The 13947-nt window shown below is 30.9% G+C and carries 9 protein-coding genes; 2 read left to right on the forward strand and 7 right to left on the reverse strand.

Annotated elements, in window-relative coordinates:
• Window positions 1-63 precede the first annotated feature (63 nt).
• A complete protein-coding gene (locus ABIN17_04050; protein MEO0284232.1) occupies window positions 64-1884 on the forward strand; it encodes a glutamate mutase L in 1821 nt (606 codons plus the stop codon).
• 12 nt (window positions 1885-1896) lie between these two features.
• On the forward strand, window positions 1897-2097 hold the full coding sequence (locus tag ABIN17_04055; GenBank protein ID MEO0284233.1) for a heavy metal-associated domain-containing protein: 201 nt from the start codon (window positions 1897-1899) through the stop codon (window positions 2095-2097).
• A gap of 12 nt (window positions 2098-2109) precedes the next feature.
• Here the strand turns inward: ABIN17_04055 and pbpC are convergent, their stop codons facing one another.
• The 7 genes from pbpC to ABIN17_04090 form a co-directional block, all read right to left on the reverse strand.
• Window positions 2110-4407, reverse strand: a complete 2298-nt coding sequence (gene pbpC, locus ABIN17_04060; protein ID MEO0284234.1) for a penicillin-binding protein 1C — start codon at window positions 4405-4407, stop codon at window positions 2110-2112.
• A complete protein-coding gene (locus tag ABIN17_04065) occupies window positions 4376-9721 on the reverse strand; it encodes an MG2 domain-containing protein (protein ID MEO0284235.1) in 5346 nt (1781 codons plus the stop codon). The genes pbpC and ABIN17_04065 overlap by 32 nt, the downstream gene beginning before the upstream one ends.
• Window positions 9722-9757: 36 nt before the next feature.
• Entirely contained in the window at window positions 9758-9991 is a 234-nt protein-coding gene (locus ABIN17_04070) for a hypothetical protein (GenBank protein ID MEO0284236.1), read from the reverse strand.
• 207 nt (window positions 9992-10198) lie between these two features.
• Entirely contained in the window at window positions 10199-10408 is a 210-nt protein-coding gene (locus tag ABIN17_04075; protein ID MEO0284237.1) for a hypothetical protein, read from the reverse strand.
• 578 nt (window positions 10409-10986) lie between these two features.
• On the reverse strand, window positions 10987-11784 hold the full coding sequence (locus ABIN17_04080; GenBank protein MEO0284238.1) for a nitrilase-related carbon-nitrogen hydrolase: 798 nt from the start codon (window positions 11782-11784) through the stop codon (window positions 10987-10989).
• Window positions 11781-13016 carry a sigma-70 family RNA polymerase sigma factor gene (locus ABIN17_04085; protein MEO0284239.1) on the reverse strand — a complete coding sequence of 412 codons (1236 nt, stop codon included), beginning with the start codon at window positions 13014-13016 and terminating at the stop codon, window positions 11781-11783. Before ABIN17_04085 ends, ABIN17_04080 begins: the two co-directional genes overlap by 4 nt.
• Entirely contained in the window at window positions 13006-13941 is a 936-nt protein-coding gene (locus tag ABIN17_04090) for an aspartate-semialdehyde dehydrogenase (protein MEO0284240.1), read from the reverse strand. The genes ABIN17_04085 and ABIN17_04090 overlap by 11 nt, the downstream gene beginning before the upstream one ends.
• Between the last annotated feature and the right edge of the window lie 6 nt (window positions 13942-13947).

Below are 13947 nucleotides of genomic sequence, written 5' to 3' on the forward strand. Positions count from 1 at the left end.
ATAATAATATAATAAATTTTAAAATAAAAAGGGTTCAAACCCTTTTAAAAATATTAATTTAATATGGAGAGAGAACTCAGACGGATCCTTGCAACTGATTGTGGGAGTACCACGACAAAGGCTATTTTAATTGAAAAAAGAGGTGATAGATATTGTCTTGTTGCAAGAGGTGAGGCACCTACTACAGTAGAAAAACCTTTTGAGGATGTTACAAAGGGAGCTTTAAATGCTTTTAGGGAACTTGAAGAACTAACAGGAATTCAGATTCTGGATGGAGAGAAAATAATAAAAGGAGCAGAAGAAAAAAGGGGTGTTGATTTATATGTTTCAACTTCTTCAGCAGGTGGGGGACTTCAGATGATGGTTGCAGGGGTTGTAAAGAGTATGACAGCTGAATCTGCAGCAAGAGCAGCTCTCGGTGCAGGTGCTATTGTAATGGAAACAATTGCTTCAAATGATGGAAGATTGCCTTATAAAAGGGTTGAACTTATAAGAGAGCTAAGACCTGATATGATACTTCTTGCAGGTGGAATTGACGGAGGAACAAAAAAACATGTAATTGAACTTGCAGAGTTAATAAGAGCTGCTGAACCAAAACCAAGATTTGGAATAAGCTACAAGTTACCTGTAATTTATGCAGGAAATAAGGATGCAAGGGAAGATATAAAAAAAATTTTAGATGATAAAACAGCTCTTTCTCTTGTTGATAATATAAGACCTGTTCTTGAGGTTGAAAATTTAAAGCCAGCAAGAGATAAAATTCATGACCTTTTTCTTGAACATGTTATGGCTCATGCTCCAGGTTATCCAAAACTTATGAGTTGGACTGATGTTCCAATAATGCCAACACCTGGGGCAGTTGGACTTTTAATGCAGAAAATAGCTGAAATGGAAGGTATAGAAGTTCTGGGAGTTGATATAGGTGGTGCAACTACTGATGTATTCAGTGTATTTCAGGGAATATTTAATAGAACTGTAAGTGCTAATCTTGGAATGAGTTATTCGATTTCAAATGTAATGGTTGAGGCTGGTATGGAAAATATACTTAGATGGATTCCATTTAAAATAAAGGAAAGTGAATTAAGAAACAGAATAAGAAATAAGATGATAAGACCAACAACAATACCTCAAACTCTTGAAGATCTCATAGTTGAACAGGCAATAGCAAGAGAGGCTTTAAGGCTTGCTCTTTTACAGCACAAGCAAATGGCTGTTGGTTTAAAAGGTATTCAGCAGGAAAGAACAATTTCTGATGTTTTTGCTCAGACAATGACAGGAGAAACACTTGTGAATATGATGACTTTGGGTATGATTATCGGTTCAGGAGGAGTTCTTTCTCATGCTCCGAGAAGAAATCAGGCTGCTTTAATGATGATAGATGCCTTTCAACCAGAAGGTTTCACTTATTTAACAGTGGATTCAATCTTTATGATGCCCCATCTCGGTGTTCTTTCAACAGTTCATGAAAAATCAGCTATGGAAGTTTTTGAAAAGGATTGTCTCATATGGCTTGGAACCTGTATAGCACCAAAGGGGATAGGTAAAAAGGATAAAAAAACATGTTATTTAAAGATAATAAAAGAAAATGGAGAAGAAATAGATATAGAAATTAAATTTGGTGGATTAAAAAGAGTTCCACTTGGAATAGGTGAAAAGGCTAAGGTGATAGCAGAACCAGAGAAAGGGTTTGATCTTGGAGAAGGTCCTGGAAAGAAAGTGGAAAGAGAGATAAGGGGTGGGGTGGTTGGAATTATACTTGATGGAAGGGGAAGACCTCTTGAAATTCCGAAAGATGAAGGGGAAAGGGTTAATATGTTTTCAGAATGGATTTTATCCCTTGATGTTTATCCAAAAGAAAGTTTCATTGAACTTTTAAAAAGATAAGGAGGTTTTAAAATGGAAAAAATTAAGATAAAAATTGAGGGAATGACCTGTCAGGGATGTGTGAGAAGTATAACAAAAGTTCTTGAAAGAATGGGAGCAAAGGAAATAAATGTATCCCTTGAAAAAAGTGAAGCAGAATTTATTATTGATGACATAGAGAAAATTGAAAGAATCAAAAAAGAAATAGAATTGATCGGATATTTGGTAAATTAAAAAATCTATAATTTATTCTCTTATAACCTGAATACGAACTACTTCAGTATTACCAATCCCATCCTGACCTGCAATTACAATTTCTTCTTCATTGGGTTCTATTTCAAGAACTTCTCCTGACCTTGTCCTGCCAATAAATTTTCCATTTAAAAACCAGAATATAGTATCTTTTTTTGATGAGGTAAAACCCATTAAGGGAATTTTTGATGCCCTTTTTATCCCCTTTGGAATTAAATATAAGGCATTATCAATAGGACTTACTATTTTCAATTTTTCCTTTTTTTCAACAATTTTAAAATCAGGGGGAAATTCAGGGGGTTTACCCTTACCACCTAAAATTTTCTGAACCGGTGGAGGAAATACAATAAAGGTTTTTTCAACAATTTCATTTTCCTTATAATTTTTATAAGGATTTGCTCTGTATCCTGTTTTCTTCTCTATAATAAACTTCTTATGAAATGGACATTCTATATAAGTGTGAGCATTCCTTAACATTGGTGCAAGTTTTGTTTCACTGCAAGCATTTCCTTTTTTATATCCTGAAAAGGCACATACCTCAACTGAATCTATTTCATTAATTGCTTCATATTCCCATTCAAAGAATCCATTAAAAGGTTTTTCTATTGCTTTTATTATATCAAACATTATCGGTGCAGCTAATTTTACTCCAATAATACTGTCAGAACCTTCACCACTAAAATTTCCAACCCATACACCAACTGTGAAGTCTTTCTCAAATCCAATTGACCATGCATCCCTTCTACCAAAAGAGGTTCCTGTTTTCCAGCATACCCTTCCTGACGGCATGACAAATCTTTTTAAATTTGGAGCCTCAGGTCTTTCTCTTTTTGATAATGATTTTAATGCTAAAAAACATGCCCCTTTGTTAAATAGTTCCTTTTCTTCTGTATTTTCATCCTCAATTAAAACATATTTACCATGCATACCACCTTTTGCAATTGTTACATATAAATTTGTTAAATCTAAAAGTCTAACATCCATACCACCTGTTATTATTGGAAGCCCGTATTTTTCAAAACTTAGAGGGCCTTCTAAACCAGCTTCCATTAATTTTTTAACAAATCTTGAGTAGCCGTATCTTTTTAAAATTAATATAAAGGGGATATTTAAAGAATTAGAAAGGGCTTCCTCAGCTTTTACAAGACCTTTAAAATCTTTCAAAAAATTTACAGGTTCAAAATCACCAAATTTGTAAGGTGCATCTTCAATAAGTGATAAAGGGTTTATTAGTCCATCTTCTATTGCAAGAATATAAAGAAAAGGTTTTAAAGTAGAACCAGGGGACCTGTAAGCATAAAAACCTCTCACCTCACCCTGATTTTCCTTATCAAAATAATCAAGAGAACCTATAACCCCCCTTACTTTTCTTGTTTTATTTTCAATTACAACTACACTTAAATTTGTCGCCCCCATATCCCTTATTCTCTTTTTGTAAGATTTTGCAATATTTTCAATTTTTTGTTGGATTTCCTTATCAATAGTGCTTTTTATATCGTTTTGAGAATAATTCAAAACAAGAAAATCACTTATATGTGGAGCATAAAAGGGAGTCTTTTTTAATTCAGGTATTTGTGCTTTTATTCCTTCAAGATAATCACTTTCACTTATTAGACCCTTATCAAACATAATTTTTAAAACCCTGTTTCTTCCTGTAATTTTATCTTTTTCCTTTTGAAATCTTATTGAAGGAGACTGGGGGAGTGAAACTAAAAAAGCAACCTCCTCAGGTGTCATATTAATAGGTAATCTTCCATAATAGAAAAGCATTGCAGCACCTATACCTTCAATGTTTCCTCCATAAGGTGCAATATTTAGGTATAGTTCAAGTATTTTCCTTTTACCGAGCCTTAATTCAAATTGAATTGCTCTAAAAATTTCAATCAATTTGTTTATTATTGTTCTTTCCTTTGGTTCAAGAATCCTTGCTAATTGCATTGTTATTGTTGAACCACCTGAAACAATTTTCCTTTCCTTTATGTTCTGAATGAGTGCCCTTAAAAGGGAAAAGGGATTAAAACCAGGATGATAATAAAAATATTTATCCTCATAGAGTATTGTTGTTTTAACAAAGAGTGGATCAATTTTTTCAAGGGGTATAAAGATTCTCCATTTTTCATCAGAGGTTATATAAACCCTCATTGGGGAACCATCTCTGAACCTAACAATTTTTGACCATTCAGGATTTATATTTTCAGGTAAGGGAATAGCATAAATTAAAAGAAGGAAAATAGAAACAAAAATTAAAAAAATTAAATATTTATTTTTTGTTAACTTTAAAATAAAAGGCATCGGAGTTACCCATTATTTCTGGATTATACATAACAAATCCTCTAACAGGAGAGGTATAGAATTTTCCAGGTGTTACAGCACGAGCTAAGTAGTAATAACAGAGAGTGTCACTTGTAACACTTCCAAATAAAATTATTCTGTCATCCCTTATATCCACATATGTAGGTGTCATTATATTTCTTCTTTTTACCCAGAAAGGTAAGCTTGTTTCCTCAATTCTTGGATTTACAATTTCAAGACCTGCCGGAATGGGTGATTCTATTGCAACATTTTCATAATATCCTGTTGATTTAACTAAAATTTTTATAACAAGTAAATCACCCTGTTCTGCGGTTTCAGTTTTTTCTCCTTTAAAGGTAAAAATTTTTCTCTTTAAATGAAGACCCTTTATTTCCTCTTTGAAATCTTCTTCTCTTTTAGAAAATCCAGAGTTTTCAATACATAGATATAAGTTTTCCTTTGATTTTATCTCAAGAAAAACTTTTTTACCACCTATATTTTTTAAGAACCATGAATAAACACCCTTTTTCTCATAGGGTTTATATTTTTTGCTATCAATTGAAATTTGAGCTTCATACTTTTCTCTTTCAAATCTTTCCATATACATTCCTAATCCTGCCAAACACCATGCAAGTTCTTGTGTTGTATAGTAAAAACTTTTTTTGGAAAGAGCTTCTCCAATTTCTATTAATAGTCTTTCTATTTCAGAATTAGAAGGGTCAATAGTCTGTGTAATAAATAATTTCATTCCTTTGTATTGAAGGGGACTATAAAAATCTTGGGAATATCTTCTTGTTTTTGGTTCTTCTTCCTTTAAAACCTTTTCAAGGAGATTTTTTGCCTCTTCTTTTTTACCTGCTTCATTTATTGCTCCACAAACAAAAATTCCGCTTGGAACATCAAATTTTTCCTTTCTTGAAAGAGCTATAATTCTATCTAAATATTCTTTCTTTTTAGAAAGATAACCACCTCTTGCAAGAACATAGTATGTAAGCCCGTTTTTATCTTGAATTGCATCAAGGTAATTAAGCGCAGCTTCTATAACTCCTTCAGGAACAAAAAATCCTTCTTTTTCGCTTTCAATTAAAACAAGTGTAGCATAAGCACTTGCCCAAGGTTCTGGATCTCCTCCTCCAGGCCAGAAGGCAAAACCACCTGAAGGAGTTTGCATTGATATTATCCTTCTTATTCCTGAATTTACCATATCCGTATATTTATCTTGTGTGATTTCAGGGTTTATAAAGGGTAAAAGATTTTTAAGTTTAATTAGGAGAAAGGTTTTTGTTGATGTTTGCTCTATACAGCCGTAAGGATAGGAAATAACATATTTTAAATGATTTAGTCTTGTAAGACCTGGTATTGGAGCAAGTATTAGATTTACTTCATGGGCTTTTGGATAAAATTCCTCAAAATATTGTGATAAATCATTTTTATCAGGAGTAACCTTTACATACTCTGTTTTAGTTATATAAGGCGTATTTGGATAAAGTGGAATTTCAAAATCTTCATAGTACCTTTCTCCCTCACTATTTCCTTCAATTTTTATTTTAATTGAACCTGGCATATTATCTGCCTTGCAATTTATCCATATAATATTTTTTTCCTCAGCCGGAGTTGTAACAATAAATTTATCTTCTTCAGCTTTTGCTCCTTCAAGAAAAACTTTAATTTCCGTTTTTTTAATTAATTTAGTTGTATTTATAATTGTAACTGGGAAACTGAACTCATCCTTTGTGCACATGAATCTTGGAATTGTTGGAGAAACAATAACATCACTTTTTACTATTACTTCCTTTTCAGCATTTCCAAGTTTATTCTCATTAACTCCTGAAATCATTATTCTCAATTTTCCATTATATTGAGGAATTTTAACTTTATATTCAATTTTTCCATCAGGGGAGCTTTCAATTATTCCGCTCCAGTAGGAAACAAGTTTTGTAAATCTTGGTGATACAAATTCTTCTTCTCTTTCAGTAAGTCCACCTCCTGTTTTTTCTAAAAATTTCTTTATAATCCATCCAAAAGATTCTGCTGTATTTAAAATTAATCTTAAATCTTTCAAAATACCATTATAAGGGTCAGGTGTCTTAAAGGAAGTAATCTGGAGAATTCCCTCATCCACAATTGAAATAGTTCCTTTAAATTTTTCACCCCCTTTAACTTTGATTAAAAGTTCTTCTCCTGGTTTTATCTTTTCCGGAACTTCTACTTTTAAATCAAGATGAATTTTTTTAGGTCTTATTCTTATTTTCTGAATTCCATAAGCCCTTTGAACGAGATAATTTTCTCCTGATCTTATGAGAAGGGCACTTACATAAACATTTGAAACTCCCCGGGGAGCCTTAAATGACCACTTTGCAAGTTCTCCCTTATATTCTTTAACTTCCCTAATATAAATAGAATCAAGTTCCACTGTCCATAAAATTTTTCCCTCAAAGGGTAAAAGTGCTTCAACATTAACAATTTCACCTTCATCATATTCCTTTTTATCGACGCTTATAGGAATTATTTCAGGTGATTCCACAACCTCCCTTTCCTCATACCACCAACCCCACCCTGATATTTTTAATTCACTAAAGGCAAGATTTTTTTCATCAGAAACCTCAATAAGATAATCATAATAGGATGCTTGTGGAGTAAAGGTAAAAGAAAATTTTCCATCCTCAGCAATTATTTCCTTTTCTTCTGAAACAGGTATTTTGAGAAATCTCGATTCCCAGTAACCATCACCCTCATAGTATTCATATTCTTCCTCGTAGTAATAATAGCTGTAAGACCATTTTAACATATAAACTCTGTAAGTAAGTTTTGTTCTATTTGTATAAAAGGAGCCATCAGGTTTTAAAAGAACCCCCTTTATTTTTACAGGGATACCTTCTCTTATTCTTTTTACATCTGAAATAAGCCCTATATAAAAGGGTCTCTGATGAATTATTTTACTTAAACTTTTTGAACTTACCCTGCCGCTTCCCCCTTCTGTAACTTCCACACTGATATCTAAATTGATAGGTTCGTAAAAGATAATATCCTTTGGGATTTGCATAAAAACTTCAGCTTCACCTTTTTCATCAAGTTTTCCATAAATTCTTTCTGATTGATAATAGGGTAAAGCCTTATCTTGTGTTTTTATAGTTCCAAAGGAGTATCCGTAATATCCTGAAGGTTTAAATTCAATTTCACTTGCCTTTATCCAGATTGAATAACTTTCATTAGAAGCAGGAGCCCCGAAGAGATATTCTGCTTTTATATTTACAGGGAATTTTTCGTAAATATTTATCTTTTCAGGAATCTTAATATCTATACTCATTTTTTCTGGAACAAAAGTTTCAACAAAAACATAACTGTTGGTAAGGATTCTATCACCAATTTGAAGGTCAATCATATACTTTCCAGTTGGTGATGCAGGAGTTGTTGGGAAAGAAAATTCAGCAATACCCGATTGATCTGTATTACCGGTTAAGGAAAGTGCATTTTTACCTCTCGGATCCCTGATAATAACTTTAAGGGGAATTGAAACTCCTTTAAAGGTTTTTGGTTCTCTTACAATTACTGCGAAATGAATTTCTTCACCTGGTCTATAAAGATTTCTTTCAGGATAAATATAGGCAAGATAAGGAATATAAGGGTCTTCTCCGTATATTTCAAACTCTTCTTTCTTTAACCTAAGGGAAGGAATATGCATGTATGTCCATTCCTTATCCTTTTCTGCAAAAACTATATAGGGTTCTCTTTCCTTTTTTAAAATAGGTATTTTACAAAAACCATTAATATCTGTTATACCTTTACCTGTTAAGAAATTTTTACTTGATCTTATTTCAATATTAACATTCTGTTCAGGTTCAAGGGTTGAGGATGAAAGTGCCCATACATATATGTATTTATCACTCCACTTTACTATAAGGGAAATATCAGATATGCATACAACAATTCTATCACTTAAGAATCTATTTTTCTTTGTTTTTCCAAAAACTTCAACTAAATAAATTCCCTTTTCAATTTCCTTTAAAAAATCTTTAAGGTCAATCCATAACAATTTTTTATTTTCCTCTACCTCTAATTTATAATTTTTTACTACTTCCTCTCCGTAGCTTCTAAAAGAATAAATTTCTCCCCAGTCTCTTGAATACCAGAAAAGAACATTCTGGGGTGGCACATAAACTATATCCATTTTTAAAGAATCTATTTGTGAAATTTTTAAAGGTAGCTTCCAATCTCCTTTTTTCCCAAAATACCTTCCCCTGTAAAGAAATTGAAGAACCTCCTTTTTCTCGGGAATTTTTATTTTAACTTTATAATCAGATAAAAGAGCACTTTTTTCGCTCTTTATTCCTGATTTAAGAATTACTTCATATTCCCTATCAGGGCTGAAATTCCCTAAAATGTATATGTAATTTTGAGAAGTTTGTGCTTTAAAAGAAATTGGCGGATTAATTCTTATTAGTGCCGAAAGGTTTTTATTAATAATTTTAAATTTTTCTTCTCCTGGAGCTGAAAGATTAAAGGTAATCATAAATCCCTCTTCTATTTCTTCTACATTGTAAGACAAGACACTTATTGGATTTTCATGAAATCCAATTGGAATCTCAAACTCGTAATCTTCCTTTAAAGGGAAACCTCTTGTGCTTTTAAGTCCTTTTAAAACAACTAATCTATACTTTTCTGGTGCCTTTGTGATAGAAAAGGTTAAGAGGATTTCTTCAAGGTTATGTTGAACTCTTTGTATATCAACAATCTCAACCTCATTATTTTTTGAATCAATAACTTTTAAAAATTTTTTTATCTCTTTATTGAGTATTTCTTTAATATTTAGAGATTCATTAAATTCAAGTTTTACACTTGCCTTTTTATTTTCAACTGAGAGAAGAGAGGCATTTAAAACTTTAAAAGGTGGTGTTTTAAAACTTATTTTAATGGGAGTTATTGATTCTACCTCAGTTTTTAGAGGGATTTTTAATACTTTTAAAGTATAATCTCTATCAAGTTCAGGTCTTTCTGAAAAATAAATTATAAATGTATTTTCAGATACCCACTTTCCATAGGACTTTATAAAGGGTTCAATTTGGATAAAATTATTAATTTCTTCCTCTTCAATAACTATTCCCTCAGCCCCTAAGAATTTTCTGGAAAATTGAACAGGTATTTCATTAGGAATATAATCCAGTTCCCCCTGAGTTTCAATTTGAACCTTTATTAAACTTTCCTTTATTTTTTTTTCTTTTCCAGGTTTTGAGAGGATAATCGAAAGCGATATACCCAAAATTATTAAAATAAAAAATGACGATAATAAAATAAAAAAAATTTTTTTATCCTTCATAGTAAATTTTACAATTCTTAATTAAATTTTTTCAATTTAATGTAGAATACCATTTTCTGTTATGAATATACCAAGTCCAGGAAGTTTTGCCCTTAAAAGAACCTCTTTTGCAAATTCTCCTTTAAAATTCTGAATCTGCCCAAGATTTTTTTCAAATCCTATATAATCATTCGTCCAGCTTTTCACCATTTTTTCCGGAATACCAGATTGATTACCTTCAAGGGCATAAAGCCCTATTATCGCTAATAGCATTGCTACCATTTTTTTCATTTTATAACCTCCTTTTTGTTTTAATTTTAATTTTGAAATAATTTTTATATTATATTAAAAAAAAAGTTTTTGTCAAGATAATGTAGAATACCATAACATTTTAGACTGATAAGGATTATTAATATATGTTTTTAAAAAATAATCAAGGGGAGAAAAATTATTTAAAGATTTATGGGGTTTACATTGAATTTTTCTGGCTCAATAAGATTATAAGGAGTGCCTCCTACAAAATGTTCTTGTATAGTCCTCTTTAAATCTTTCAACATAAGCATTACTTTGTGGGTCTTTTGGGTAATTATAGAAATGTATAATTCCCTTACTCCGCAAGAATTTTTCAAAGCTTCCAGCAAACTCACTTCCGTTACCCTTCTGAACCCTTTTTACTTTAAAAGGGAGAACCTTTAAAAATTTCTTCATAAAATCTTTTGCATTTCACCTCTAAAAGATTTGTAAGCATAAGCAAAACCAAAATTCGTCTTTAAAAGAGCTGCACAGAAAATATACCTTTACTTTACCCGTTTTTCCATAAAAAGATATTTTTGCTTTTGGATTTGGTATTTTAATAGTTGATGCAGAAAGAGATTTTATTTTTCTTTCCTTACAAAATTCATCAAGAAGCACTTTCAAAGTATCCTGCCCCATTCTGGTACACTTTCCACCTTTTCCTTTTTATAAATTCAACTATTTCAGGATAAAAAGTCTTTGTCTTCTCCTTATAGGTGCTTTTGATTTAGGAATAAGGGATTCTATTTTACCTTTGCGATTCCCTAAATTTCTTTTTCCATAAATATACAGCAATCCTTCTAAACTCCAAAAGCATCCTTTGTTGCCTTGTCGCCATATTTTTCAAAAAATTTGATAATTTCCCTCAATTTTTCCTCTCTATCATTATTTTTTAAACTTTTTTTCTTTCTCATATTTTAATCTTTAAGTATTTTTAATCTACTTTTCAAATTATCTAATATCTTTTTAAAATTTTTCATTTAAAAGTTTTTTTAAAATATGTTATAGGGGAAGAAATTTTTTATATCTTCAAATATGTTGTTGTATTCATTTATATTTTTGTCTTCTGACTCCTTTAAATTTATTTCTTTTACCCTTAAAACTTCATTATTAGAGTTTGCTCTTGCTATTATTTTACCCGAGGGTGAAACAATCTGACTTTTTCCTGTGAAGATATACTTTTCCTTCCCGCAACTTTCCTCTCCAATCCTGTTACATGTCAAAGTAAAAATTCTATTGATAACAGAATAAATTCTCATTGCCCTCTGTGACCATGGTAAAACAAGATTTGCGCAATGTAAAATCATATTTACACCTTTAAGTGTCAAATACCTTATCTGTTCAGGAAAAAACCAATCAAAACATATAATTATTCCAAATTTAAATCCCTTATATTCAAATACACCATCGAGAGGATTATTTCCCCTTTCAAAATATAATTTTTCTTTATAAAATAAATGTATTTTTCTATAAACACCATATTTACCATCAGGTAAAATATATAAGGCAGAGTTATAAAATTTTCCATTATTTTTTTCAGGAAAACCTGTTACTAAACCTGTTCTTGTTTCTTTGACAGTTTTTAAAAGAACTTCAAATTCCTTGCTTTCAGGAACAGAAAAGGAGTTTTTTTCTAAAAAATTTTTATCAGGAACAAGATATCCTGATGTAGCAAGTTCCGGAAAAACAATTAGTTCAGCTTTACTTTTTCTTATTATTTCTTTTATTATTTCAAAATTTTTTTCTTTATTTCCATAATAAGGTTTAAACTGAAAAAATCCTATTTTCAAATTTCGACTTTTTCCTTTTTAAATTTTTCCTTAAGTTCTTTCATTGTTCTTTCTTTTATCTGTCTCACCCTTTCTCTTGAGATGTTTAATAAGTCTCCTATAAATTCAAGTATCTGTGGATAACCTGAATCAAGAGCAAAGTAAAGTAAAAATACGTTTCTTTTATCTTTTTCTGGTAAAACCTCTTTTGTCCATTTTAGGAAGATCTTTTTTCTTTCTATATCATCCTCTATATATTTCCAGAACCTGTGAATAAGAACAGCTTCTTTTATATCAATTTTATCTGATTGAAATATTTTTTCAATAAGAGATTTATTTTTAGCAATTTTTTTCCATAATTCAAGATCACCTGTTTTTTTAAGGTTATTAAGGAAATCATAACATCTCTCACCTAATTTATTAAGCTCATTTAGAGAATCATTTATAACTTTGTGGACTGTATCAATTATTAATTCTTTTGGATTAAAGTCATAACCCATCATTTTCATATATTCCTTAACTATTTTCAGTATCTCGTAGCAGGAAAATTCAGTGCCTGTATAAAGATAAATTATAAGTCTTTCTCTTAAAGGTAAATTATTTAATATTCTTCTTATTTTCAATTTTCTCTTTTCTTCAGCAAATTCCACTTCAGGTGATGGAAGGGATTTTTGCTCTACTATCTCTTCCCATGAAGATTTTTCTTCACCTTCAATTGTCAGTTGGTCAAGGGAAAATTCCTGACTGATTATAGATTTTGCAAATTTTATTTCCTCCAGAGGTAAACCTGTTAGTTTCGCTATTTCCTCATCTGTTATTTCCCCTCTTTTAAAACCCAGTTCCTCTTCGGCTCTTTTTATTTTTCTTATTGCTGTCCTATGTTCTGAGGGAATTCTAACAGTTGTGGATTGTTCATCAAGAGCCCTTGTTATTGCTTGTTTTATCCAGTAAGGAGCATAACCTATAAAGTGAACTTTTTTAGTTGGGTCAAATTTCTCAATTGCTCTTAAAAGACCAAGGTTACCTTCATTTATTAAGTCCTGAACAGGTACTCCAAAGTCTCTATACTTCATTGCTATACTGACAACCATTCTCAAAAGAGAATGAACAACTTTTTCTTTTGCAATTTTATCTCCTTTCTGTGCTTTTATCACAAGTTCATCTATTTCATCAGGAGGGAGAATCGGATACCTTGATATTTCTTTGAAATATATTTCAAGAACCTTATCTCCGTATGATTTTTTATCTGACATAATACTCTCCTATTTGTATTGCGTTGGTTGCAGCCCCTTTTCTTAAATTATCCATACAGGAGAAAAATTTAACAATTTTACCATTTACTTTTATCCTTCCTATTCCAACAATATCTTTATCTATATAATTAATTGGGGAGGGAATTTCCTCATATTTTAAATAACTTTTACTATTAATTTCATCTATTATTTCCTCTTCTTTTAAACTTTTTGAAATTTCAAGGAAAACAGACTGGGAATGAACATAGGGAACAGGAACTCTTACACATAAGGGGTAAATTTCTATATCCCTTCTGTTTAAAATTTTTTTACTTTCTTCTTTTATTTTTCTTTCTTCAACAGTTTCACCTTCTTTTATTTCTCCTATGTAAGGAAATAGGTTTTCAAAAATCCTATAAGGGAAAGGGCTTTCCTTATATATTTCACCTTTTTTTTCATAATTATAAGATAAAAGCCCCTTTTTACCTGCCCCTGACACCGATTGATATGTTGATACAAAAATTTTTTTAATTCCGAATTTAAAAAATGGGGAAATTGAAAGTAAAAGTTGAATTGTGGAGCAATTGGGATTTGCAATTAGAAGGTCTTCCTTTTTCAGCACATTTATATTTATTTCAGGTATCACAAGGGGGACATTCTCTTTTAGTCTGAAGGCTGAAGAATTATCAATAACTCTTTTTCTCATTTTTACTATTTGGGGAACAATTTGAGTTGCTTCATCTGTATCAAGACAGGAGAAAAAAAGTTCACATTCAGGTAATTTTCCTTCAAATTTTTCTATTTTAAATTCTTTTCCATTTATTTTTATTTCTTTTTCTTCTCCTCCAAAAAGAATGATTTCTTTAAAGGGGAATTTTCTCTCGTCTAAAACTTTTAAAAGAGTTTTTCCAACAAGTCCACTTGCACCAAGGACACAGATTTTCATAAATAA

The organism is candidate division WOR-3 bacterium, from assembly GCA_039803925.1.
Taxonomy (GTDB): Bacteria; Hydrothermota; Hydrothermia; order Hydrothermales; family JAJRUZ01; genus JBCNVI01.